This window comes from Streptomyces sp. NBC_01451 (assembly GCF_036227485.1).
GTDB lineage: Bacteria > Actinomycetota > Actinomycetes > Streptomycetales > Streptomycetaceae > Streptomyces.
The window spans coordinates 5,408,069-5,429,257 of sequence record NZ_CP109479.1 but is presented as its reverse complement, the minus strand read 5'-3'; the positions used below and the strand labels follow the sequence as shown (position 1 = coordinate 5,429,257).

Sequence of the window (21,189 nt, the reverse complement as noted above, 5' to 3'; positions counted from 1 at the left end):
ATGGAGACCACCACCGCGCGAGGGCCGTTGATCGGCTCGCTCTGCTCGGGGTACGGCGGTCTGGACCTCGGGGTCCAGGCCGCCCTCGGCGGCACCCTGGCCTGGCATGCCGAGATCAACCCCGACGCCGCGCGCATCCTGGCCCGGCACTGGCCCGGCGTGCCCAATCTGCAGGACATCAGCGCCGTCAACTGGGCCGATGTGCCTCGGGTGTGTGTCCTGACGGCCGGTTTCCCTTGTCAAAGACGTCTCCGTCGCCGGTCGCCGGGCCGGACTCAACCCCCACACCCGCTCGGGGCTGTGGCTGCACGTCGCCCGTGCGGTCGAAGCCCTCCGCCCCTGCTTGGTTGTGATCGAGAATGTACGCGGACTCCTCACCTCGCCCGCCGGTTCCCCTGGCGACGTGGAATTCTGCCCGTGGTGTCTGGGAGACGACCCAACCCAGCCTCCTGTGCGGGCACTTGGTGCCGTACTCGGCTCCCTGGCCGATCTCCGGTACGACGCGCGGTGGCTCGTGCTTCGTGCCTCCGACGTCGGAGCCCCCCATCGTCGCGAGCGGACCTTCCTCACCGCCTGGCCCGCCGAGCACCCTGCTCAAGACCCCGACGAGCAACATCGGCAAGAACGGCGGCTCCCAGCACCCGTCGAAGAGGAAGAGCGGCGGCCACGGCCCGAACCTGGCCGACGAGGTGGAGTGGCTACTGCCCACGCCGAAGGCGTCCGACGGGGTCAAGGGCTCGCCGAACCAGCGGCACGGCAACGGGGACATGACGCTGCCGAGCGCGGCAGCATCTTTGCTGCCCACCCCGAGGACGAGCGACACCGGCACTCCTGGCCGCCGTCCGGGCAAGGGCCAGCGCCCGCCCCTGTCGGCGGTGGTCCTGCCGCTGTGGGCGGAAGCGGACCCGGGAGCCGAGGAACCGACGGGCGATGGGGAGCGTACGCCTCCGCCATCGCCCGATGGGAGAACCTCACCCGCCCCGCCCCGGCGCCCACCGACGCTGCCGGACGCCTGCGCGCCGACTTCGTGGAGTGGATGCAGGGCCTGGCCCCTGGCTGGGTGACCGCCACTGCGGGACTCGGCCGACCGGCTCAGCTCACCGCGCTCGGCAACGGCGTGGTCCCCCAACAGGCCGCCCGCGCCCTGCAGTTGCTGGCACCGCCCTTCCCCCGCTGCCCCCGCTGCACCGCGCCGTAGCGCTGCATTACCGCCTTTCCCCGGCCGGACCAAATCGCGGAATCTCCGCATCCTCTTGCTCATGCCGACCTGCGAACGGAGCACCGCCGTGACCTCCAGAAGAGCGCGCCGCACTTCGCCCCCGCCCTGCTCGCTCACTCCCTTGGATCCGCCATGTCCGACCCCAGCAAGGCCGCCCCCGAGCCGTTCCGCGTTCCCGACGGCGATCTCGACGATCTCGCGAGCACCCTCGCCAAGACCATGTCGGAGGTACGCCAGCACGGTGTCATCCTCGACCGCCTCGGCTCCGAGCCCGTCTCCACCCCTCAGCCCACCGACGACACCCCCACCGCGGACACTGCCGACGCCGACAAGGCCGACGTCCCGGCCTCGGTGTTCATCCTCGCCTTGGGCGGCGAGGCGTACGCCGTCGAACTGGCCGCACTCAGCGACTGGGTGAACTACCTGTTCCTGCCGGTCTACGGACGGGAGATCAGCACCACCCGTCCGTGGTGCGACCAGTGGCACGAGCATCCCGAGGCTGTGGCCCGGCTGCACGCGCTCTGGCTCGCGTGGCAGCAGCTCACTGACGCCGAGGCCGGCCTGTCCGGTCCCTCGATGTGGCACCGCGACCACCTTGACCAGGCCCTGGTTCATCTCCGTGCCCCCGACGGCCCCTTCGCCGCATGCACGACGAGCCCGACCCGGCCCAACCACCGTGTGCTGGCCACCCCGGCGCCCGAGTTGGCGGGAGCCACCCGGTGACCACCGAACTCGACTTCCGCCTCGACGAGTTCGAGCCCGCCGACGCCGTCTCCGAACTCGCCGAGAGCAGTCTCTGGGCCGGAGACCTGACCGTGCTGGCCGAGCACCACACCACCCCGGAGGGGTCGCACAGCTACCTCGTCGCCCACGACGGTTCGGTGACCTGGGGTGTGCCCGGCGAGCCACAGCTCGTTGCCGTCGAGATCACGCGGGATCTGCACGAGCGCACGTTCACCTTCGAGACCGCGAACCACTCCAGTCTGGCCTTCGCCCAGAACTGGCTGATCGAGCGTGGCTGCCCGCCCGAGCGGATCGCACAGGCCGGCGGGGACTTCATGAAGCCCGCCGACGATCTCACGCTCTGGATCGAGCAGCAGATCCGGGAGTCAGGCTCTCGATACAAGGTCCTCGACAGCTGGACCTCGGACTTCGCCCCGTGCGAGACGTGGACGTTGACCCGTGACTCCAGCGCCGCTCAGGCACCGATTCGTGTCTTCCTCGAAGAGGGGAACCACGACGCCCACACGTACACGATGCGCGAGGGCGCCTTCGCCGATGAGGCCGCCGCCCGGCACTGGCTGGAAGACCGCAGCAGTCCGCTGCCGCAGCCGCCGGATTACCGCGGTGAGGCCGCCGCCCGGCTGACCCGCGCCGCGCTCACCCGGTCAGCGGGTGCCTCCGCGATCCCGAAAGCCGGCCTCGACACGGGCAACGTGCCGTCGGCAGGAACGGCCCAGCGCCCGAGCCCTGGGAGGCCGATGTGAGCCGCGCCCGCTTCGCCTTCGCCGCGCACCCGGATGCCATCGCGGACCTGCGCGAACTCCCCGACGACATCCGCGACCTGGCGCTGCTGGAACTGCAGAACCTCGTTCACGGCAGCGACGACTGCCTGCCGCTGACCGGCCGCCTCGCAGGCTTCCACAAGGTGTACGTCGATCCGGCCGTCTCCTACCGGATGGTCATCCAGTTCCGCCCGGCCCCGCACACCTCGACCCACAAGCGCGAGATCTACCTCGTCGCGGCCGGTGCCCGGGAGGACTACGCGGTCTACCGCACGGCCCAACACCGCACCAACCGCACCGACCTCAACCAACCCGCCGACACCGACCCGGCGGCCGAGGCCCGAGTCCAGGCAGCCCGATCCCGATCCCCCCACACGGTCGACCAGACCGCGTCCCTCGCGGCCACCGCACCGGCGGCAGCCAGCCTCTCCGCTCCCGCCGCCTCCCGAAAGGCCCCCCAGCGATGACCGCCGACCGCACTCCCCTGGCCCGCACCGAACTGGCCGGGCTGCTCACCGACGCCGCGCAGAGCGTCTCCGGGGTCCTGACCACCGAGTACCCCACCTCCGCCAGCCGCTCCTACCTGCATCCCGTCCTCGGCGCGCTGTCCGCCGGCCCCCGGGTGGTCTGCGAGTTGAACGACCGTCTCGAAGGGTTCGTCATCGAGGAGCCGCTTCCCTCCACCCCCGCCGGTCTGTTCACCCTGGCGTCCTACGCTTCCGCGCTCGGCTGGCTCACCGAGTCCCTCGCCGAGCTGACCGCCTCCGTGGACCAGATCTGCACGCGCGTCGGCATCCCCGCCGAGCCGCCGGACCCGGCCTTCACCGCGCGCTCACCGGCGGAGCAGGACGACGAGTTCGACTTCGCGTTCAGCGCGCTGGAACTGGCCGCCATCCGCACAGCCGCTGAGGCTGCCGGCCTCAGCCCCGGCGACTACGTCGAGGTGCTCTCGCAGGCCCTCCTCGCCGCCTCCCGGATCACCGACGCCTGTATGGAGATCTCCAGCGGCCTGCTCGAAGACGCCGCGTTCGTCCTCGGGGAGGCGACCGATCATGTCTGGATCGGTGAGGGCCCCGACAGCCTGCCCACCCTGGTGCGCTCCCTGCTCGCCCGGATGGAGGCGGCCGAATGAACTCCCATGACATGGCGAAGCGGCCCGGCGCGCACTTGGTGGCCGAGGAGTTCGGTGTCGAGGACCCCTGGGCGCTGAGCGTCGGCCATCCGCCCCGTGACCCGCTTCACCTCGTCGGCAGGATGGTCGCCGAGGCCGCCCGCGATGTCGACGAGTTGCACGGCCAGTTGGCCCGCGCCGCCCAGTCCGCGATCGAGCTTCTTGAGCCCGTCGGGCGGGGCGATCACGCCGGCATGCGCGGCTGGTACGGCATCCTCGGCACCACGGGTCCGCAGATCGAGCTGCTCGTCGCCCGCCGGGGTGCGGCTTACGAGCAACTGACCCGGGCCGTGTCCAGGTACCACCGCCTTCTGCCCGAGTCCGACGCCGAGCCGGCCTCGAAGGCACCGCGCCAGGGCCTGGGCCTGGCTCCGGAGCAGGCGCCGGGGCGGGACGACGACTGGGCCATCGCGGGTGGTCGCCAGCGCGGAGCCCTTGAAGCCGTGGAGGCGGGCGGGCTTCGATTCCACCAGAGCGCGGCCTACGGCTACATCTATCTCACCGACGGGCGGGGCCAACGCCCCAACCCGGAGGTCTGGCCCGAAACCGTCCGGCGGCTGGTCGCCGACGGGCTACTGGACCAGGACACCAGCGAGGGACTGTACCGGCCTGGACAGTTCCTCTCGCTCACACCGCAGGGCGAGGCGGCCCTTCGGGATGCACGTACGGCCACGCCGCGCGTATCCGCCGCCCTCAGCCGCAGCAACACCGCAGCGATCTCCGACGTCGTCGCCGATTCCGCTGTCACACCCGCAACAAGCCCGGCCACCAAGCCTCCCCGTTCCCGCTGATTCCCCCCGGAAAGGACGTCCCCCATGTCCACCGTGATCCACACCCGCCACCTGGTCGAGCACCGATACGGCCGCCCGCTGGAGGACCTCCGGCGCGACGCCGCGCACGGCGGTTCGGGCGATCCCGTTCTGCCGATCGTGCTGCGGCGGCTCGGCGGTCTGGCCGAGACGAACGCTCATGCCCGTGCCGCCCGCCGCAACCTCGACGCGGCCTGGCAGCGCTGCCGCTCCGGCGAACACGCCCTCGACGACCTCGTGCTGCGGTACGCGGCGGAAGTCGTGGACCTCGAACGCCAGGAACAGTCGGAAGCCGAGGCGGTGTGGGACCTGCTGGACGTCCGCCTCCTGCTGGACCAGCCTGCCGCCCGCCGGCCTTCGGCTCGGCGAACCGGACCCGCGCCGGGCGATGAGGACCTCATGGCCATCGCCCGCCAGGTCGCCGCCCGTCTGCCCCGGCTCAACCGCGAAGCCCTGCGCCAGGGCCTGCGCGACCGAGGCATCCACGTCAGCAACCGCCGCCTCGGCACGGTGCTCCAGCGTCTTCGCGCCGAGGGCGACCCTCACTGACCCGCGCCCCGCCGCCCGACTCACCCTTCGCCATAACGGAGTTACCGCCATGTCCACCCCTGTACAGCCCGCGACCTCCCAGATCGGCTCCGTCGACGCGCAGCGCGTCGAGGACGCGCTGTCTCTGATAGCGCCGAAGTGGACCACCTGGTCGGCGCAGACCCTGGCCCAGCAGGGCGGCCCCATGCGTGTGCGTGATGTCGCCGCCCGCCTCCCGTTCGTCAGCGAGCAGTTCGTCGGCAAGCGGCTGGCCCAGATGCACGCCGATGGGCTGGTGACCCGAGCCGGTGATCGCTACGGTGCCCCGTACCAGCTCAGCGGGTTCGGCAACTCACTGTCCTCGGTGCACCGGGCGCTGTCCGACTGGTCCCAGGCGCACCTGTCGCTCGGCAAGGTGGCCGGTGCCGAGCGCGTCGAGGACGCCGAGGACGCCGTGCGCCGGCTGCACCTTCGCAACTCGACCACCGTGATCCAGGTCCTCGACGCTGGCGGGCCCATGCGGTTCGTCCGCATCGCCGAGGAGGCCGGGCTGGACAACGGCTTCACCCGGCAGCGGCTGAACCGACTTCAGCTCGACGGCCTGGTCACCCGCACCGGACCGCGCCACGGCGATCCGTACGTCCTGACCGATGCCGGGCGCGCGCTGGGCCCGGTCTACGCAGCCGTCGAGCACTGGAGCAATCCCGTCGCCACACCGCGTCCCGCCACTGCCCCGGTCGCGGCGGCCACCCGCACCCACACCGGCATCCCGCTGGGGTCGGACGGCATCCGTACCGCAGCGGCCCTGCGTCGGAGCACCGCCGCGCCGAGCTCCCTGTTCAGCCACGCTCCGCAGCCACAACCGCGGGTGCCGACGGCCGTCACTACCCGGTCCGCCCCCTCTCGGGGCCGGTGATCCGCATGGCATCCAGCACCAGATCCGCGTCACCGCCGCCCCCGTGCCCGCGTGCAGCCAAGAAGTCGGCTCCCGGTTGCACGCGGGCCCGTTCCCCACCTCCAGGAGCCGTTCTCGTGATTGCGACTTCTCCCTCGGGCGACCGAGCACCCGACACCGATCTGCTGGTCCGCCCCGTCTACCTCGCCGGACGAGGCGACACCGCCACCGTCTACGACGCCCTGCGCGACGCCCGGGGCTGGGGCAAGGCGATCACCGCCACCGGCCTGATGTTCACCAGCCCGCGCCAGGACACGCAGGTGGCCTACCTGCCCGAGAGCCGGTACGGCGGATGGAAGGCCATCCAGTGCCGCGAGCCGCTCGGCACACCTCTCTGGTGGGCCAGCTTCAGCAGGAACACCCCGGCCGAGATCACCTCCGCTTTCACCACCGCGCTCTCCGAGGGCCTGCCCAGCAACCATCGCGACTTCCTGCACGGCGGCCCCCACCACCAACCCAGGAGCCCCGCCAGGGCGTTGGCCGACCGCGGGTGGCAGACCGACGACACCGCCATGTACCTCTACCAGCGTTCCCCGGACGGGCACGCCTATCTCGGTCTGCGCAAAGGCCACCTCGACAACTACATGGAGTTGGAGGGCGAAGGGCCGGCGCAGTGGACGATGTACGGCTGCGTGGACCACGTCAACGGCGAACGCTGGCACGCCGACTTCACCAGCGCCACCCCTCTCTACCTGGTGCGGGAGACGGCGCTCGCGCTCAGCAGCACCGAGCCCGTCGAGCGTCCACTGTCCGGCATCCCCGAGCGGAATCTTCCGTACGTCACCGTCACGCCCGTCGGCACGGGCGCCGACCCACGCCGGCCGGCCGCGCTCGCCCGCACGCCCAACACATCGCAGGCCGGAGCGACTCCGCCCATTGCCTCGGCCGCCACCTACCTACCCGCGCCTGGCCCCTCGCGCCGCCGCTGACTACGACCTTGGAGGAGCTGTGCCGTACGACCTGACCGACGAGCGGTGGCGCGAGTACCACATCACCCCGCGGTACCTGGCCGGATCGACCTTCACCGGCGATCCCGCCCTCCAGCCCCTCCTCGACTTGGGCTGGAAACCTAATCACGACGAGATGGGCAACGTGTATGTCAACGCGCCCGACCAGACGGTCCGCCTGGGCTACCTGCCCGAAGGCGAGGACGACGCACTGTGGAAGATCACGGCATACTCCGATCCTTTCGCGATGCCCCGCTGGCTGGTCACATTCCAGAACAGCACGCCGACCGAGATAGTCCAGGGCTTCACCACCGCGCTCGCCGCCGCCTACACCGAAGGCCCCGACTCCTTCCTCTACTACGGCAACAGCAACTTGGCGGCACTCGACGTCGGCACACCGCTGGCGGCAGCAGGCTGGAGCCACCGCTACGGCGCGGCCGACGTCTCCTTCGAGTCCCCGGACGGCCTGGCCGAGGTCCACCTGCGCCGGACACGCCTCGACCACGCCGCCGAAATGCAGGGCCATCAAGAGCGTTGGCTCACGCTCGCCGGACCGCCCGGGGACCAGTGGTACGCCACCGCGTCCTCCTTCACTCCGGAGGGCCTGGTGGCCGCGATGAACAACGCGCTCACCGACCCGGCGCCGGTCATCCGTTACGGCGACGACCTGCGCCGCCTTCCCCCGCAGGCCACCGCCACTCCGGTCAAACCCCCGGTGCCGACGCCGCTGGACGTGCGCCGCGCCCAAGCCGCCAACGCCCGCTCCACCGTGGCGTCCTCGCCTGCCGGCGCTCGGCCGTTCATCCCGGCACCGCGCCCGCCGTCGGCTCCGCAGGTCCCGCGCCCGGGGCACAGCCGCTGACCGCCACCCCTTTCTCACCCTCCGGAGCCACCATGTCCGACGCCACTGCCCTCCACCAGGCCGACGCGATGATCGAGAAAGCCTGGGGCCGCCCCATCGACGCGCTGGAAACCCTCGCGGTCCGCCGACCCGTCGAGGACCCCCTCCTACGCTCGGCGATGCATATCCGTTCGGCCCTCGTCGTCTCGAACAACGCGGTCGCCGTCCACCAGGACCGCCTGCACGCCCTCACCCGGTCGGGCCATGTGCCGGCCTTCTACGACGTGGAACGGATCACCAACTCGGCGACGAACCTGCGGGTCGCACTGGCCGAGAGCCGGATCGCCCTGCAGGCGATCAGCCACGTGATCGAGGCCCGGGAAGTCGCCGCAACAGCGGACCGCGCACCGGCGGTCCGCCTGGCCCAGGCCGCTGTCGCCCGCTCGGCGCACGCACCCCGCGCTCTGGGCCAACCACCCGACCAGCCCGCTCCGTCGGCCGCTGCCGGCCCGACGGTGGCCGCGACCGGGCCACGCCGCTGACCAGTTACTCCGCGTCTTCGTCGCGGTGGGCGTCCCCGAACCGGGAGCCCACCGCGCGGGCCAGCTCCTCCACCGTCAGCTCGACGCACCGCCCATCCGCGATCCGGCGCTCCACCACGGCTTCACCGTCGCGCTTCTCCTCGGTGTCGGTCTTCGTACGCACGGCCCACTGGCCGTCGGCAACCATCGCGATGTCGCCCACCGTCCACGGCCGCCCGGCCGCCCGGATCTTGCGCTCCAGCCCGGCTCCGTCCCAGTGTCTGCTCGACTCCGCCATGTCTTCTCCCCCTTCGGCTTCGTACGGCCTTGCACCGCAACCCAGTTACGACAACGGGCCGCGCCAGTCCATTCCCCGGCCCGTCGGTTCATCGCTCCCGACGGCCAGTTCGCCCACGGCAGACGCCACCTTCCGGGAAACGACTACGCACTTCGGCACACCGCATGTCAACGTACGGGTGTTGGGAAAAATCGCAGGTCAACGAAGGGATCGTCTAGTCGTGAGTGCCTCCAGCATCCTTCTGCCCGCTGTCGTCCGCCCCGCCGTGGAGGAGCGCGCCTGGCTCTCCAGCGACCACTGCGCGGGCCCGGTGCTCGAACTTCTCGGGGCGCTCGGCTGGGCGATGGTCGACACCCCGGACGCGAACGTGCACTGCACCAGCCCGGACGACCGCGTCTACGTCGGTTGGCTCCCCGAGGACACCGCCGCCTGGAAGCGGGGCATCGTCTGGCAGGTCCGGGTGGTCCCTGCCGACGCCGAGCCCTGGGTCCAGGAGTTCGGCCTCTACACCCCCGCCGAGGCCGTCGCCGGATTCATCGCCGCCCTCATCGCCAACCCCTCCCGCTAACCGTGTGGCGGCCGGGACGCCCTCCCGGCCGCCACACACACCGCACCCCCGCTGGTCGGCTCATACATCGAGCCGACCGGCCCCTAACCACCGAGAGGAACGCGTCTTGACCCACCGCGCCCCGCTGACCAATCACCACGCCGACAACACCGACTGCCCGGCGGACCACAAGCACACCAGCTCCGGCAAGCCGCTCCACCCCGACTGCCCGGGCCGCACCTACTCCCAGGCCGTCTGCTCCTGCGGTGACTGGCAGATGACGAACCCCGGCAAGGGCTACGTCAACGAGTGTCGCAAGCGGCACCTCGCCAGCCATCCCAAGCCCGAGGCGACCGGCCCGAAGGTCCTGCGCGACCTGCTCCGCCTCGACGCGCACTGACGCTCCAACAACAACCCTGCTGCGCCCAACCGGTCCCGCTCCCGGAGGTTCCCGTGCCCCACTACCTGACCGTCGGCCACCTGATCCGCCAGCTCCAGAACCTCGACCCCGACCTGCCGATCCGCCTCGCCGTCAACCCCGACTGGCCCTTCACGCATTACCTCGGCACCGACGTCGTCGTGCGCGACGGCGTCGCGTTCATCGCCGACGACGGCCAGGAGGACTACCTCCCGCCAGCAGTCCGCGGCGCCCTCGCCTGGGCCTGACCCCGGCGCACCGACCCCGACAGGAGGCCCCATCTCACCGCGACACCGCCCTTTCAGCGTCCGGCCGCTGCATGGCCTCGCCCTGCGGCCCATGCCGTCCGGAGTGCGCGGCGCACTCGTCCACCGCGTCTCCGCCCTTCCCAACGGCCCGCTCGACGTCTCCTGGCTCCCGGCCGACGCCCTGAGACTCCCCCTCGGCCGTATCCGCCTCTACTGGGAGCCCGCCTCCTTGTCGGGCTGGGACGTCACCGCCCACCTCGGGTTGGCCAACGCCGAGGTCCATCTCGCCTCCTGGCCCGCCGCACCCGACGACTGGCCGCACCTGGTCCGCCCGACCATCCACGAGGTACGCGGCCTGTGCGCCGCCCTCGCAGTGGCCACCGCCGCCCTCGACCTCTCCAATCGTCTCGCCGAGTTCTGACCGCAACCGCAGAAGGCCGCCCCGCGCCGATCAGGCAGGGGCGGCCTTGCCGTACGCCCAGCTGCGCGTTGCGTACGCTCGTTACGGAACGAACGAGGAGGACACAATGGCCGACGACCAGCAGCTCTGGGGGTATCCGGAGGTCGCCGCCCACCTGGGCATCAGCGTCCGAGCAGCCCGCAGCCGCAAGAGCCGGGGCAGCCTGCCCGAGCCCGACGACACCAGCGTGCCGGACCGGCCGCGATGGAGGCCGGCCACCTTCCAGGGCTGGAACCCCGTCGGCCGGGGGTTCCGTAGCGACCTGCACGGCATCGCTCAGCACGACAGCGCTGCATCCGGCTGACCGGCGGTCGGGTCCGCCCGTAGGCTGCGGCCATGACGACCGACTCGCCGATGCCGTCCCCGCCGTTCCCTTCCCCCGACAACGCCGTGCTCCGGGTGGTCGTCGGCAACGCCATCGCATCGGTCCGCAGCGGCGAAGCCTCGGTGGAGGAGGCGATCCTCCACGCAGCCGTTCACGGCTGGTACGAGGGCCACATCCAGGGCGAAGACGAGTGCCCCGGGTGCGACTTCCGGGGCGGGCTGCCGAAGAACAGCAAGCGCGGCTGATCACTTCAGAACACTTCGAGGAGCGCCACCGATTCGTCGGTGGCGCTCCTCAGCGTTTAATCCCTCGCCTATTTCATACCGACGGATATGGGAGTTCCGACGTCTCAGTGTAGATATTCGATATCAAGTTCGCATTCTGCGCCAGCTAGTTACCCCAGGTGGGGGGAGCCACAACACCACGTCGCCGATTGTGGCTACGGTGGGCGCGTTGTTTCGTAAGGAGGGGGAAGTGCCAGAGCTCAGGTGGCAGGTCGTGGCCGAGAGCCTCGAACGCAAGTGCGCGGCGCCGACGGACGAGCAGATCACCGTAGCTCGGGCGCTGGGCATCTCCCTGGAGCAGTCCACACCCGCGCTGGTCGTCGCCGCCGAGCTACGCGTCCTGTTGCGAACGCCTCTACAGCTCGCGCTCGCCGGGAACTTCGGCGACGACGAGTACGAGGTCCTCCTCGATCTGGCGGACCGCACCGACCTCACGGTTCCCGACATGGACAAGCTCGGGTGCCGGGAGGTGCTCAACGCCTGGCTGCGCGTCGCCCGTGACCGCGAGTCCGCCGCCGCCCTGCGTCGGCTGGAGCCCGCGGTCGATGACGTTGTTACCGCCCACGATCGGCGCAGGGGCCCGGATCTGTACGGCGAGATTTCATCAGTCGGCGCTAACGGCCGGCTGCACTTCCGGGGCGGCCACGGACTCGGCACTGCCCCGCACCGGGCCACCCGCATCACCCGCCCCGGCGAGGACGGATATCTCGATCAGCTCCGCCTGGCCCGCGAATACGCCGCTGCGATCCAGAGCAACCCAACCCGGATCACTCGAGCCCAAGAGGCGCAGCTGGACCGCTGGCGGATCAACTTTCCAGCGACCCCGGCGGCGGTCGAGGCGCTGCGCAACGCACTGGAGACAGCCGACGACGAGTCCGCGATGCAGCGGCTCCTGGAGAAGCATCCGGCGCTGCTGGCCGGTACCGTGGTGGGCACCCACGACACCTGGATCCGGCCCCAGGTCCAGCTCGGGAACCACTACATGGCCGACTTCATGATCGCCGGTCAGACCTCGCTCGGAGTTCGTTGGACGCTGGTCGAACTGGAGAGCCCCGTCAGCCGCATGACCAACCCGGGCAACAAGCGGGCGACAACCACCCTGCGACACGCGGTCGACCAGATCGAGGACTGGCGCAGGTGGCTGTCCACCAACCTGCACTACGCCCGCTCCGCGCGTGACGCCGACGGACTGGGCCTGCCGGGTATCACAGCCGAGGTCCCCGGCTTGATCATCATGGCCCGCGAGACCTACGACGACGCAGCCACCGAAATCCGGGATCTGCATGCCCGGCGCTCACACATCCAGGTACGCACCTACGACTGGCTGATGCGCATCAACGAGTCCCCCGACCCTCTGCGCCGAGACGCCCCCGACCAGCGACTTCGGCTCGCCTGAAACCGGCCGTCACATCCGCCCCTCCGGCCTCACGAACACGAAGGGCGGCCCAGGCGAAATGGAGCCTCCCTTCGGGTGAACAGGGCTGGCGGCAGCGGTGTTGCTGTGTCATCCGCCTGCATTACCCCTCGCTACTCCAAGTAGATGCCGGCGAAGGCGCCGTCGAAGCCGAGTGCGGCCAGGCCCTGCTCGACGCTGGGGTAGGTCGTCCCGTCCGGGATGGCGATCATGGCGTCGAAGTCGGCGCGGCTGATCTCGGGCTCAGGCCACTGGTTGCTGCAGCGGCAGCGGACCCAGACATTGCGGCCGTGGTTGATGAGCAGCCAGTCGCGCCGGGCCCGGCAGGTCGAGCACATCACGGGGATCCCGCGCAGGGACAACTCCGGCGGGTGGCTGAGGCAGCGCGTCGCTCCGGGTCCGCTGGGCGGCTGCGTCTCGTACTGGAGTTGCAGCAGCGGATCGCTTCCGGCGGGGGCGGCGGGTAGGACGGGGGCCGGCTCTACGTGGTGGTCGGTCGTTCTGGGCACGAGCGTCATCTCCCGGTCGATGGCCTTCTCTGTTCATCCGCAACAGTCGGTGGAGCCGGTTGTCCAGGGGTTTCGAGCAGTCCGGCAGTTCGGTGGCGGGCCTGCCGGACTGCTGGTCAGCGGCGTGGCGGGCGGTTGTACGGGTCCGGGGCGGCGGGCCGAGTCATTGCCGGAGGTCCGGTCCGAACGCCGGTCCGGTTGGCCGCGGACTCGGCGCGGCCGGTTTCGGCCTGCGGGCGTCGAGCGGCTTCGCCCGGGTGGGCGGGGAGCTGGGCGAGGCGGCGCAGTCGCCAGACCAGGACGTCGTTCACGTCCTCGGCCGTGTCGAGTTCGCGCATGGCGATGGCCTCCTGCAGGAGGGCCTTCGGGTCGTGGCCTACCTGCTCGGCCTGAGCCAGGGTGGCGGCTAGGGCGTCGTTCTTCGTGTTCGTGTCGGCTCGGGTGCTGTTCTCGGGCAGGGCTGCGCGGATGGTGGTCTCGTAGGTGCGGCGCTGGGCTTCGGGCAGGGCTCGGCCTTGATCGCGCAGGGCCTGCATGGGTGCGGCGGCGGCCTGGCGGTAGGCGGCGCGCAGATGCTCGGCGGTCTGACGGGAGGCTTCGGCCTGCTGGGCGTGACCGCGTGCGGAGTGCCAGCGTGCTGCGGCCAACGCCACCAGGACCAGGGTGGAGACGAGCATGGCGGTAGTGCCGCCGTCCTCTCCTCGGCCGAGCGCGCCGCCGGCCTGGATGATGCCTCGGGCCGCCGAGCGGATCGCGCGGGTATCGGCGCGTTCGGCGCGGACGTGGCTGCGGGTGGCGCGTTCGAAGGAGCGAGCGGCGGCGCCAAGTTCGGCGCAGGTGGCGGCCGGGGAGGTCTGGGCGACCGCGTCCAGGAGTTCGCCGACTCCGACGAGTTGGGCTGCGGCATCGTCGTCGTCGCTGTCCAGGCGGATCGCGGCGCGCTCGGCGATCCCGGTCGCGGTGCGTCGCCCCCGTGCGGGTGGCGACCAGTCCGACCGGCCGGTGTCGGCTTCCGGCATCGTGACCGCGTCGGCGGTTCCGTCGGCGAGGCGGCGCTGGATCTTCGGATAGGAAAGGTCGGGGGCCAGGGTCGAGCCCGCGAACCAGACCGGCTCGCGGTCGCGGTTACGGTCGCCGGGCAGTGCGACCGTGTAGCCGAGGACGTCCCCGGAGGGGGCGTGTCGCAGCTTGACGCGCAGGCCCGCCTCGCGAAGGCGGGTGAAGAACTCGGCTTCGCCGGCGGCTCCGGCGACGGCCTGGCGGACGGCTTCACGCAGCGTCTCGCGCGGTGTCTCGGGGCGGCCGGTGCGCTCGGCTTTGAAACGCTCGGCGCTGGTGGGGGTCTTGGCTCCGGTGCCGTCGCCGGGCATGAGCTGGCGCAGGTCCATCTCCTGTTCGATGCGGCGGCATTCGGCCTGGGCCTTCTTGAAGTCGTAGTTCATCCTCGGGCGGCGCAGGTCGCCTCGGACCATGGTGGCCAGGATGTGGATGTGGTCGTCTGCGTGGCGCACCGCGACCCAGCGGCAGCCGTCCGGGTCGCCGTCGGGGGCGAGGTTGACGGCTTGGACCAGGCGGCGGGCGACGGTGTTCCACTCGGCGTCGGTCAGGGTGCGGTCGCCGGGGTCGGTGCGTACCGAGCAGTGCCAGACGTGCTCGGTTGGCGCCTTGGTACCGGCCTGCTTGACTCGCAGGTCCAGGGCTGCGGCGAGCCGGGAGAGGGTGACCTTGGGGTCGGGGTCGGGGCTGGTGTCGCGGCCGGGGTCGGGGGCGAAGCCGTCCCAACTGCCGACAAGGTGGGGGTCAGTGTGCTCGTCGCGTTTGCCGGGGCCGTACAGGTAGACGAGCAAGCCGTGGGTGCGTGAGCCTCGTCGGATCTTGGGGACCATCAGAGGCGCTTCTTGACCAGCGTGTCGGCCGTGTCGTCTACGCGGGTCAGGACGCAGGTCAAGGTCGTGAGGGCGTGGTCGAGTTCGCCGGGGCGGGGCTGTCCTCCGGTGTTGTAGACGAAGGCGATCTGGTTGATGTTGTTGCCGATGCGGGAGATGGCGGTGCGCAGGGCGACCAGTTCGTCGATGGCGGCGTCGAGCTGTTCGTTGGTATGCACGGTGGTCGAACCGCGGGCGACGGCGAGGCCGGCAGCAGCGAGGAAACGGGCGACGGTGACGGCGCGCTGCTTGGCGGCGGCGGTGATCTCGGTCTTCTCGGTGTCGGACAGGCGGGTGGTCGTCTTGTGCGTGCGCTGGCTTGGATTGCGGGTGCGTCGGCGCGGCTTGCGGTCGGGGAACGCGGGTTCGCTCGTGCTCTGTTGCTCGCGCGGGGCGCGGTCGTCTGCTTCTCCTCCCACGACCGGCGCCCCCTGGTGCCGGGAGTCCGGTTGGTCCCCGTGCGCCCTCGCTCGGGGACCAGCCGGATTTCCCCCGCCCCCTTGGGTGGGGGCAAGTGCATACGACGGGCCGTAGGACCGTCGTATGTGACAACTTGCTCCGCCAGGAGCCGTGTTGGGGTGACGCTGCGGTCCGGACGTGGTGGCCGCCGGGTCGTTGGCCGTCACCGGCCCGTCTCCGCGTCCTGCTGGTGAATGTCGCGGACGACTTCCTCGATCCAGTCCATGGCCAGGACCGGGTGGTGCAGGGTCCAGGGGCGGCTGTGTCGGTGTCGTTGCACGGTCCAGGTGCTGTCGGGACCGGATTCGGCGCGGTGGAGGTGGCCACGCTGGTGCAGGACGGTCAGCCAAGAGTCCACCTCGGCCGGCGTGGCGGGGTTCGTACGCATGGCAGTGCTCTCCGGTTCCTTGGGGAGGTCGTGGGGCGCGTGTCCAGGGGCGGGTGACCGGCCGAGGTGTCCTGCTGGACACCCGCCCCATGTGGCGTGCGGTCAGTTCCGGGAGGTGGTGACCGACTGTCCGTGCTGCTGGCGGAGCTGGACCATCAGGGCGGTCAGCGTGTCGCTGGACAGCGGGATCTGTTGACCGCGGATCGCTTGGGCGACGACCTTGCGGGTCAGTTTGTCCTCGGCCCTGACCGCTGACCGGGCTATCTCCAGGAGCTCCTCGGTGTCCGGGTCAGGTCGCCGGTCACCGGTTGTCCGGGTGACCGAGTCAGTGACCGGTGGCGGAGCGACCGGCCGGTCAGTGACCGGCGGGAGGTTGTCCGGGCGCCCGGTGACCGGCTCGTTGACGGCCTGTTGGTTACTGACCACCGGGGCGGTGTCCGGCTGTCCGCCCAGGTCAGTGGCCTTGGGCTCCCGGTCATGGTGACTGGTGTCCGGGCGGGTGGTGTCCGCCGGGGCGCTGTCCCCGGTCAGTGTCCGGGCGTCCGGGGTCTGCTTGTCCAGGGACAGGCGGGGCCGGTCGGTCAGGGCGGCGACCGGCTGTCCGGCGCTGACCTGACCGGGCTGCGGCTGCTGCTGGCCGGCCCGGTCGGTCCGAGTGACCGCGATGTGCTCGGGCTGACCGGGGTGACCGGCCTGACCGAGGTCATCGCGGTCACTTCGGTCACTGTCCTTGACCGGCCCCCGGGCGATGAGGATGTACAGGTGGACCGCTCCGGCCAGAGCGAGCGGGGCGATGGTGGACAGGACGGCGACCACCGTGTCGCCGAGACGCAGCCCGTTGGCCGAGGCGTTCTCTTCGTTGAGCCTGACCGCGTGCAGCGCGTTGGCCCAGATGCTGGCGGCGGTGGCCGTGCCGAAGAGTGTCCAGACGTAGAGCCGGGCTCGCAGCGGTGCGTCGCGCAGGACCAGCAGAGCGCGGATGCCGTAGGCGATGAACCCGTCGATCACCAAGGGGAAGACGTAGGTCAGCAGGCCCCGGACGTGGATGGCGACGGCCATCTGCTGCAGCGCGTCGTACGACAGGGCGCATCCCGCACCGCCGAGGGCGATGACGACCGCGCGGTCCCATCCGGTGACATGCGCCGTGCTGGGCTCGCTCGTGATGTTCACGCCGCCGTCCCGAAGTCGTCGCGGCCCAGGCGCTCGCCGTCGGTCTCGTGGGGCGGGGTGGTCTTCGTGGTCTGCTCCAGGTCTCGGTTGCGGATGGCTCGGCGGGTTTCGCGGTACAGCTTCTGGGCGTGTTCCTCGGTGATCTTCAGGAGCCAGGCCAGGCGCTGTTCGGTGAGGCCGTGGTGGTAGGCGGCGTGGACGACCGCGCGGCGCTCGTCCTTGGTGAGGTGGACGTCGCGCCCGGCGATGGTGGCGTTGACGCGGCTGTAGTCGAGGCGGTGGGCGAGCTTCGTGTGCAGCGGCCCGCGCTCTTCCTCGGTCAGTCCGCCCCGGATGCCGTCGGTGTCGCCGCTCTCCAGGGCGGCGTCCAGGCAGGTGCGGCGGACCGGGCACTGGCCGCACAGCGACTTCGCGGCGGTGATCCTGTCGGTCTCGTCGGGCTCCGGGAAGAAGATTTCGGGGTCCACCGGGTTGTACTCGGTGCTCTGGCAGACGGCCTGGTCCTGCCAGGTGTGGTCGCCGAGCGACCGGTGGCGGGCAGGGCTGATCGTCGTGGTGGTCATGCGGGTTGCTCCGATCGCTCTCCGCGCGCAGGGCGTCGGCGGAGGGGTGCGCTGGGTCGGGAGGTGCATGGGGCGGCGCGCTGAAGGCGCGGCCCGGCGTGGCGGCCTGCGGTGGATCAGGCGGCGGGGTGGTGGCGTCTGCGGTCGACCGGCTCGAACTCGACCCGGGTGGTCATCTGCGCGAGTCGGGAGGTGACTCGGTCGCCGAGGTAGGCCCGGAGGTCCTTGATCGCCAGGTTGGTGGTGATCAGCGTCGGGAGCATGTGGTTGTACCGGCGGTTGATCAGCCGGTACGTCACTTCCTCGACCCACTCGGACGCCTTGGCCGCGCCGAGGTCGTCGATGATCAGCAGCGGGCACCTGCTGACGGCCGCCAGCTCCCGCTCGCTGTCGGCTCCCGGCCGGGGGCGGAGGTCGGCGTACAGGTCGGCGGCAGTGGTCGCGCGCCAGCGCACGCCCACTCCGGTCTTCACCAGTTGTCGGACCGCGCCGTACGCCTGGTGAGTCTTGCCCGCGCCGACCACCCCGGCCATCAGCAGGCTCGGGCCGGTGGTGACCTGCCGGCGGGCTCCGATGCTCGGGGCAACGGCCTGCTGGGCGACGTCCCGGGCCCAGTCCAGGACCTGCGGGTGGTCGGCGACCGCGCCCTGGTAGCGCGGGGGCATCGCGGCCAACAGGGCGTCCAGCGGGGAGTAGGGCTCGGGCTCGTCGGCCAGGGCGGCGACGGCTACGGGGTCGATGTTGCGGGCGGCCAGGATCCGGGCCATCCGGTCCAGGGTGCCTGCGCCACCGAGGGTCTGCGGGTCGCGGGTGTGGGTGCGCATCACAGCTCCTCGGCGTAGGCGGCGGCAGCGTCGACCGGGTTGGTCCACGCCTGGTGAGCGGGCACGGTAGGCCGGATTCCCGGCCGCGCCAAACCAGCGGACCGTGCGTTCATGGCGTCGTTGACCAGGCTCGGCAGGCGGCTGGGGTGGCCCTGGATCTCCGCGAAGCGCCGCAGTCCGGCGCGGACGTGCTCCGGGGCGATGCCCTCGCCGAGGAGCTTCTTGGCGATGCGGCCGAGGTGTCCGAGCACGTCGCTGGGCGGTCGCTCGTCGCACGCGGCGACGTACTCGCCGATGAGGTCGTTGGCCGAGACGGTGGCGTCGGGCGCTGTGCGCCCCGTAGGGAATGAAGATCCAGGATCCAAGATCCTAGATCCAGGCGCCGAGCCCTCTCCGAGGTTTCGGGGAGGCTTCGGGGAGCCCTCCGGGAATGCCGTCTGACCTGCAGGTTTCGCGTCGGGGCGGTCAGGGGTGCCGGCGAGGCCGACGAGGGCGTCCTGTTGTACGGTCGGGCCCTCGCTTCGGGGGGCGGGAGGCGTCGGAGCGGGCCGCGCGGGCAGATCGAGGGCTCGGGGAGCGTTCGGCGAAGCCTCGGCGAGCCCTCGGGTAGGGGTGGGCGACGCCTCGGTACGCCTCGTGCAGGTCCCCTTGCAGGGGCCGCACCGGTCAGTCGCGTGGTGCTGCGGGCAGGAGGGCAGTCGGGACTGGCTGGGCTTGTCGATCTTCTGGTGCTCGGACCAGGTCACGATGTGGAGGTAGCGGCGGCCGTCGCAGCCGGTGTACCGGCAGATCAGGCCCGCGTTGGCGAGTTGCTGGAGGTCGTCCTCGACGTGGACTGAGGTGTGCTCGGCCCGCAGGGGCCAGAGCAGCCCCGCGATGATCGCGGCGTTGTCGCGGTGGCGGCCGTGGTCGTCGGCCTGGGTGAGGAGGCCGAAGAAGGTCCGCTCGGCCTCGACGTTCACCTCGGCGAGCGACTCGGAGACGAACGCCTCCGGCTTGATGGTTCGGATCCGCGCCATGTCAGCGGCGCCGACTGGCAGCGGCGAGGTCGCTGCGGGTGAGGGTCGCGGCGGCGAGGTCGAAGGTGTGGGGCCGGGTCCAGTCCGCGTCCGGCCAGACCCGCAGGACCCATCGGGCCGTGATCCTTGCGGTCGTCCGGCTCAGCTCGATCGTCTCCCCGTCCGCGTCCTTGGCGATGGCGTGCGGGTGGGGCCACGTCTGCTTCGGGTCGGTGAGGCTGACGCGGATGGTCGCCGCCCCGGGGATCATGTCGGCGAGCTGTGCCGCGAGGCGGTGCTGGCGGGCCTTGTCCGGGCATGCCAGAGTTCCGCTCGGCGTGGCGAGCATGCGATACTCCGTTGTTCGTAGGAGTGCGGTGCGGCGGTTCTCGTGCAAAAGCCCCGCCGCCCGCGAGATGTGAATCGGTGCCCTTGGGGGGGTACCGGCCCGGCGCTTGGGAGTTGGTAGCTCCCGGGCGCCGGTTTTCTTTGGTGCGCTACGTCACGGACCGTGCGCTCGCATTCGCACCACCCCCTTCCTCCCTGCCTTCCATCTGCTCGTTCCGCCCCTCCCCGGGTCGCTGCCCGGCGGGGGACGACGAACATATGTAGACACCCGCGAACAAGTCCATCCCTGGCCCTAACCCGTCGCACAGGGCTGGCGACAGCGGGTATCGGGGAAGGTGCTCCCGCGATCGGTCGACAACGACTGGGTACCGAATGCGACGGCGCGTTGCGCAAGTAGCCACGACAACGCAACATGCATAGAGGTCCTCCAGGGGCTGGCACACTTGATGCTCGGGGCCCGATCAACAGGTGCGATACAGGAACGTACGTTAGTTGCGCGGATGTATCAAGCCTGGATTACAGTTGCCACAAACGCCGCCCCGACCAGCCCGACCGCCACGCTGCAGGAGTTCATGTGACCCCACGTCAGTTCGACGGCAGTCGCGTGCGTGCCGTCCGGCGGGGCAAGGACCTTGGCCAGAAGGAGTTGGCGGCCAAGGTAGGTGTCAGCGGCCCGACTGTCGCGCGGTGGGAGAGCGGCCAGGACTTCCCCAAGGGCGAGAAGCTCCCAGCGATTGCAGCGGCGCTCAGTCAGCCGCTCGATGTTCTCTTCCCCCACGACGGCCCGCCGGACCTCCAGCTCCTAAGGTGCGACGCCGGTCTCAGCGTGGCGCAAGCCGCTGCGATCATCGGTACAAGCCGCGTCCCAGTGAACAATGCCGAATCCGGCCGACGCAGGCTGAGCGATGCTTACGTGCAGCCGCTCGCAGAGGCGTACGGGGTGACCGAAGCGGATTTGCTGGCCGCCCAGGACTGCTCGTTCGACCTTCGCTCCAGGACCTCGCGCGACGACCAGGCACCCGCACCCCTCCGCACGATCGGAGAAAAGATCAACTATCTCCTGCAGTACGGGTACGTGGGCCAGGAAGCGCCCTCTGACGAGGAAATCGCGCGGGTCGTCAATGATCACGCAGGCGTGACAGCTGTCACAACCGACGACATCGTCGCCCTTCGCACGGGTGCCACAACCGAGGCTTCCGACGCAGTGCGTGCCGGCCTAGCCGAGGCGCTCCAGGTCGACGCCGCTCTCTTCCAGGACGACGCCGAGGTCGACCCTGCGGCCCGCGAACTCCTGGAGGCGATCCGCTTCCTTAGCTCGATTCACCGAGGGCAGATCCTCGGCCTGGCTGCCCGCGGCAACAGCGGGGGCCTGTCGGCCGGGATGATGGCCAACATCAACGAACTCGTCGGAGAGCTGAAGCACAAGCTGCCAGAGGTGCAGGACGGGGAGTGACGGCACCCGCGAGCTTGCGCATCCGAGACGTTCCGCTCTGCAGGCTGCGCGTCTGCTGCGGG

The 21,189-nt window shown here is 70.8% G+C and carries 29 protein-coding genes and 2 pseudogenes; 21 read left to right on the top strand and 10 right to left on the bottom strand.

The features are described 5' to 3' along the window. The 13 genes and pseudogenes from OG595_RS23800 to OG595_RS23740 all read left to right on the top strand — a co-directional run. A pseudogene (locus OG595_RS23800) lies at nucleotides 1-183 on the top strand (hypothetical protein); the annotation flags it as partial. A 115-nt stretch (nucleotides 184-298) separates the two neighbouring features. Continuing rightward, nucleotides 299-577: pseudogene (locus OG595_RS23795) on the top strand (DNA cytosine methyltransferase); the annotation flags it as partial. A 312-nt stretch (nucleotides 578-889) separates the two neighbouring features. Continuing rightward, nucleotides 890-1,198 carry a hypothetical protein gene (locus OG595_RS23790; protein ID WP_052769541.1) on the top strand — a complete coding sequence of 103 codons (309 nt, stop codon included), beginning with the start codon at nucleotides 890-892 and terminating at the stop codon, nucleotides 1,196-1,198. A 153-nt stretch (nucleotides 1,199-1,351) separates the two neighbouring features. Beyond that, nucleotides 1,352-1,942 carry a DUF4913 domain-containing protein gene (locus tag OG595_RS23785; protein ID WP_329275178.1) on the top strand — a complete coding sequence of 197 codons (591 nt, stop codon included), beginning with the start codon at nucleotides 1,352-1,354 and terminating at the stop codon, nucleotides 1,940-1,942. After that, complete coding sequence (locus tag OG595_RS23780) at nucleotides 1,939-2,706, top strand: hypothetical protein (protein WP_046703824.1); 768 nt, start codon at nucleotides 1,939-1,941, stop codon at nucleotides 2,704-2,706. Before OG595_RS23785 ends, OG595_RS23780 begins: the two co-directional genes overlap by 4 nt. Continuing rightward, nucleotides 2,703-3,191, top strand: a complete 489-nt coding sequence (locus tag OG595_RS23775; RefSeq protein WP_046703825.1) for a hypothetical protein — start codon at nucleotides 2,703-2,705, stop codon at nucleotides 3,189-3,191. Before OG595_RS23780 ends, OG595_RS23775 begins: the two co-directional genes overlap by 4 nt. Further along, the gene (locus tag OG595_RS23770; protein ID WP_046703826.1) at nucleotides 3,188-3,856 is read left to right on the top strand and encodes a hypothetical protein; all 669 of its coding nucleotides are present in this window, start codon (nucleotides 3,188-3,190) and stop codon (nucleotides 3,854-3,856) included. Before OG595_RS23775 ends, OG595_RS23770 begins: the two co-directional genes overlap by 4 nt. Beyond that, nucleotides 3,853-4,686: a hypothetical protein gene (locus tag OG595_RS23765; protein WP_046703827.1), complete on the top strand. Its 834-nt coding sequence runs from the start codon at nucleotides 3,853-3,855 to the stop codon at nucleotides 4,684-4,686. Before OG595_RS23770 ends, OG595_RS23765 begins: the two co-directional genes overlap by 4 nt. Before the next feature lie 24 nt (nucleotides 4,687-4,710). Then, the gene (locus OG595_RS23760; RefSeq protein ID WP_046703828.1) at nucleotides 4,711-5,253 is read left to right on the top strand and encodes a hypothetical protein; all 543 of its coding nucleotides are present in this window, start codon (nucleotides 4,711-4,713) and stop codon (nucleotides 5,251-5,253) included. 49 nt (nucleotides 5,254-5,302) lie between these two features. Beyond that, on the top strand, nucleotides 5,303-6,148 hold the full coding sequence (locus OG595_RS23755) for a winged helix-turn-helix transcriptional regulator (protein WP_052769542.1): 846 nt from the start codon (nucleotides 5,303-5,305) through the stop codon (nucleotides 6,146-6,148). 116 nt (nucleotides 6,149-6,264) lie between these two features. Then, nucleotides 6,265-7,116: a DUF317 domain-containing protein gene (locus OG595_RS23750; protein ID WP_329275173.1), complete on the top strand. Its 852-nt coding sequence runs from the start codon at nucleotides 6,265-6,267 to the stop codon at nucleotides 7,114-7,116. Nucleotides 7,117-7,135: 19 nt separating this feature from the next. Continuing rightward, nucleotides 7,136-7,996, top strand: coding sequence for a DUF317 domain-containing protein (locus OG595_RS23745; protein ID WP_046703830.1), 861 nt, complete (start codon nucleotides 7,136-7,138; stop codon nucleotides 7,994-7,996). A gap of 32 nt (nucleotides 7,997-8,028) precedes the next feature. Next, nucleotides 8,029-8,517, top strand: a complete 489-nt coding sequence (locus tag OG595_RS23740; protein WP_046703831.1) for a hypothetical protein — start codon at nucleotides 8,029-8,031, stop codon at nucleotides 8,515-8,517. A 4-nt stretch (nucleotides 8,518-8,521) separates the two neighbouring features. Here OG595_RS23740 and OG595_RS23735 read toward each other — a convergent pair whose 3' ends face one another. Continuing rightward, nucleotides 8,522-8,794: a hypothetical protein gene (locus OG595_RS23735; protein ID WP_046703832.1), complete on the bottom strand. Its 273-nt coding sequence runs from the start codon at nucleotides 8,792-8,794 to the stop codon at nucleotides 8,522-8,524. Between the two features lie 220 nt (nucleotides 8,795-9,014). On the opposite strand from OG595_RS23735, the gene OG595_RS23730 reads away from it, so the two are divergent. From OG595_RS23730 to OG595_RS23700, 7 genes are all read left to right on the top strand, one after another. Next, nucleotides 9,015-9,362 carry a DUF317 domain-containing protein gene (locus OG595_RS23730; RefSeq protein WP_046703833.1) on the top strand — a complete coding sequence of 116 codons (348 nt, stop codon included), beginning with the start codon at nucleotides 9,015-9,017 and terminating at the stop codon, nucleotides 9,360-9,362. 106 nt (nucleotides 9,363-9,468) lie between these two features. Further along, the gene (locus OG595_RS23725) at nucleotides 9,469-9,741 is read left to right on the top strand and encodes a hypothetical protein (protein ID WP_046703834.1); all 273 of its coding nucleotides are present in this window, start codon (nucleotides 9,469-9,471) and stop codon (nucleotides 9,739-9,741) included. 53 nt (nucleotides 9,742-9,794) lie between these two features. Further along, nucleotides 9,795-10,007 carry a hypothetical protein gene (locus tag OG595_RS23720; RefSeq protein WP_046703835.1) on the top strand — a complete coding sequence of 71 codons (213 nt, stop codon included), beginning with the start codon at nucleotides 9,795-9,797 and terminating at the stop codon, nucleotides 10,005-10,007. Nucleotides 10,008-10,098: 91 nt separating this feature from the next. Further along, the gene (locus OG595_RS23715) at nucleotides 10,099-10,428 is read left to right on the top strand and encodes a hypothetical protein (RefSeq protein ID WP_046703836.1); all 330 of its coding nucleotides are present in this window, start codon (nucleotides 10,099-10,101) and stop codon (nucleotides 10,426-10,428) included. Nucleotides 10,429-10,534: 106 nt separating this feature from the next. After that, a complete protein-coding gene (locus tag OG595_RS23710; protein ID WP_046703837.1) occupies nucleotides 10,535-10,771 on the top strand; it encodes a MarR family transcriptional regulator in 237 nt (78 codons plus the stop codon). A 32-nt stretch (nucleotides 10,772-10,803) separates the two neighbouring features. Further along, nucleotides 10,804-11,037: a hypothetical protein gene (locus tag OG595_RS23705; RefSeq protein WP_046703838.1), complete on the top strand. Its 234-nt coding sequence runs from the start codon at nucleotides 10,804-10,806 to the stop codon at nucleotides 11,035-11,037. A gap of 229 nt (nucleotides 11,038-11,266) precedes the next feature. After that, nucleotides 11,267-12,472, top strand: a complete 1,206-nt coding sequence (locus OG595_RS23700) for a Shedu anti-phage system protein SduA domain-containing protein (RefSeq protein ID WP_159015024.1) — start codon at nucleotides 11,267-11,269, stop codon at nucleotides 12,470-12,472. 131 nt (nucleotides 12,473-12,603) lie between these two features. Here OG595_RS23700 and OG595_RS23695 read toward each other — a convergent pair whose 3' ends face one another. The 9 genes from OG595_RS23695 to OG595_RS23655 all read right to left on the bottom strand — a co-directional run bounded on the left by OG595_RS23695 (nucleotide 12,604) and on the right by OG595_RS23655 (nucleotide 19,675). Further along, entirely contained in the window at nucleotides 12,604-13,008 is a 405-nt protein-coding gene (locus tag OG595_RS23695) for a hypothetical protein (protein ID WP_329275166.1), read from the bottom strand. Between the two features lie 107 nt (nucleotides 13,009-13,115). After that, complete coding sequence (locus OG595_RS23690) at nucleotides 13,116-14,885, bottom strand: relaxase/mobilization nuclease domain-containing protein (RefSeq protein WP_329275164.1); 1,770 nt, start codon at nucleotides 14,883-14,885, stop codon at nucleotides 13,116-13,118. After that, nucleotides 14,885-15,343, bottom strand: a complete 459-nt coding sequence (locus OG595_RS23685) for a plasmid mobilization protein (protein ID WP_329275162.1) — start codon at nucleotides 15,341-15,343, stop codon at nucleotides 14,885-14,887. Before OG595_RS23685 ends, OG595_RS23690 begins: the two co-directional genes overlap by 1 nt. A 203-nt stretch (nucleotides 15,344-15,546) precedes the next feature. Beyond that, complete coding sequence (locus OG595_RS23680; protein WP_329275160.1) at nucleotides 15,547-15,771, bottom strand: hypothetical protein; 225 nt, start codon at nucleotides 15,769-15,771, stop codon at nucleotides 15,547-15,549. 102 nt (nucleotides 15,772-15,873) lie between these two features. After that, the gene (locus tag OG595_RS23675) at nucleotides 15,874-16,941 is read right to left on the bottom strand and encodes a DUF2637 domain-containing protein (RefSeq protein WP_329275157.1); all 1,068 of its coding nucleotides are present in this window, start codon (nucleotides 16,939-16,941) and stop codon (nucleotides 15,874-15,876) included. Beyond that, nucleotides 16,938-17,504, bottom strand: coding sequence for a WhiB family transcriptional regulator (locus tag OG595_RS23670; RefSeq protein ID WP_329275155.1), 567 nt, complete (start codon nucleotides 17,502-17,504; stop codon nucleotides 16,938-16,940). The genes OG595_RS23675 and OG595_RS23670 overlap by 4 nt, the downstream gene beginning before the upstream one ends. Before the next feature lie 116 nt (nucleotides 17,505-17,620). Then, nucleotides 17,621-18,328, bottom strand: coding sequence for an ATP-binding protein (locus OG595_RS23665; RefSeq protein ID WP_055522460.1), 708 nt, complete (start codon nucleotides 18,326-18,328; stop codon nucleotides 17,621-17,623). After that, nucleotides 18,328-19,347 (bottom strand): hypothetical protein, encoded by a 1,020-nt coding sequence (locus tag OG595_RS23660; RefSeq protein ID WP_046703846.1) that lies wholly within the window; start codon nucleotides 19,345-19,347, stop codon nucleotides 18,328-18,330. The genes OG595_RS23665 and OG595_RS23660 overlap by 1 nt, the downstream gene beginning before the upstream one ends. 1 nt (nucleotide 19,348) lies before the next feature. Beyond that, on the bottom strand, nucleotides 19,349-19,675 hold the full coding sequence (locus tag OG595_RS23655) for a hypothetical protein (RefSeq protein WP_046703847.1): 327 nt from the start codon (nucleotides 19,673-19,675) through the stop codon (nucleotides 19,349-19,351). A gap of 573 nt (nucleotides 19,676-20,248) precedes the next feature. Between OG595_RS23655 and OG595_RS23650 the strand changes: the two genes are divergently transcribed. Next, nucleotides 20,249-21,127 carry a helix-turn-helix domain-containing protein gene (locus OG595_RS23650; RefSeq protein WP_046703848.1) on the top strand — a complete coding sequence of 293 codons (879 nt, stop codon included), beginning with the start codon at nucleotides 20,249-20,251 and terminating at the stop codon, nucleotides 21,125-21,127. Nucleotides 21,128-21,189 lie beyond the last annotated feature (62 nt).

Excerpts from the sequence above, each read along its gene's own strand:
- OG595_RS23710 (WP_046703837.1), top strand. The coding sequence starts at position 10,535 with ATGGCCGACGACCAGCAGCTCTGGGGGTATCCGGAGGTCGCCGCCCAC.
- OG595_RS23785 (WP_329275178.1), top strand. The coding sequence starts at position 1,352 with ATGTCCGACCCCAGCAAGGCCGCCCCCGAGCCGTTCCGCGTTCCCGAC.
- OG595_RS23735 (WP_046703832.1), bottom strand. The coding sequence starts at position 8,794 with ATGGCGGAGTCGAGCAGACACTGGGACGGAGCCGGGCTGGAGCGCAAG.
- OG595_RS23760 (WP_046703828.1), top strand. The coding sequence starts at position 4,711 with ATGTCCACCGTGATCCACACCCGCCACCTGGTCGAGCACCGATACGGC.
- OG595_RS23690 (WP_329275164.1), bottom strand. The coding sequence starts at position 14,885 with ATGGTCCCCAAGATCCGACGAGGCTCACGCACCCACGGCTTGCTCGTC.
- OG595_RS23695 (WP_329275166.1), bottom strand. The coding sequence starts at position 13,008 with ATGACGCTCGTGCCCAGAACGACCGACCACCACGTAGAGCCGGCCCCC.
- OG595_RS23680 (WP_329275160.1), bottom strand. The coding sequence starts at position 15,771 with ATGCGTACGAACCCCGCCACGCCGGCCGAGGTGGACTCTTGGCTGACC.
- OG595_RS23715 (WP_046703836.1), top strand. The coding sequence starts at position 10,099 with ATGCCGTCCGGAGTGCGCGGCGCACTCGTCCACCGCGTCTCCGCCCTT.
- OG595_RS23660 (WP_046703846.1), bottom strand. The coding sequence starts at position 19,347 with ATGGCGCGGATCCGAACCATCAAGCCGGAGGCGTTCGTCTCCGAGTCG.
- OG595_RS23755 (WP_052769542.1), top strand. The coding sequence starts at position 5,303 with ATGTCCACCCCTGTACAGCCCGCGACCTCCCAGATCGGCTCCGTCGAC.
- OG595_RS23705 (WP_046703838.1), top strand. The coding sequence starts at position 10,804 with ATGACGACCGACTCGCCGATGCCGTCCCCGCCGTTCCCTTCCCCCGAC.
- OG595_RS23765 (WP_046703827.1), top strand. The coding sequence starts at position 3,853 with ATGAACTCCCATGACATGGCGAAGCGGCCCGGCGCGCACTTGGTGGCC.
- OG595_RS23770 (WP_046703826.1), top strand. The coding sequence starts at position 3,188 with ATGACCGCCGACCGCACTCCCCTGGCCCGCACCGAACTGGCCGGGCTG.
- OG595_RS23740 (WP_046703831.1), top strand. The coding sequence starts at position 8,029 with ATGTCCGACGCCACTGCCCTCCACCAGGCCGACGCGATGATCGAGAAA.
- OG595_RS23665 (WP_055522460.1), bottom strand. The coding sequence starts at position 18,328 with ATGCGCACCCACACCCGCGACCCGCAGACCCTCGGTGGCGCAGGCACC.
- OG595_RS23670 (WP_329275155.1), bottom strand. The coding sequence starts at position 17,504 with ATGACCACCACGACGATCAGCCCTGCCCGCCACCGGTCGCTCGGCGAC.
- OG595_RS23655 (WP_046703847.1), bottom strand. The coding sequence starts at position 19,675 with ATGCTCGCCACGCCGAGCGGAACTCTGGCATGCCCGGACAAGGCCCGC.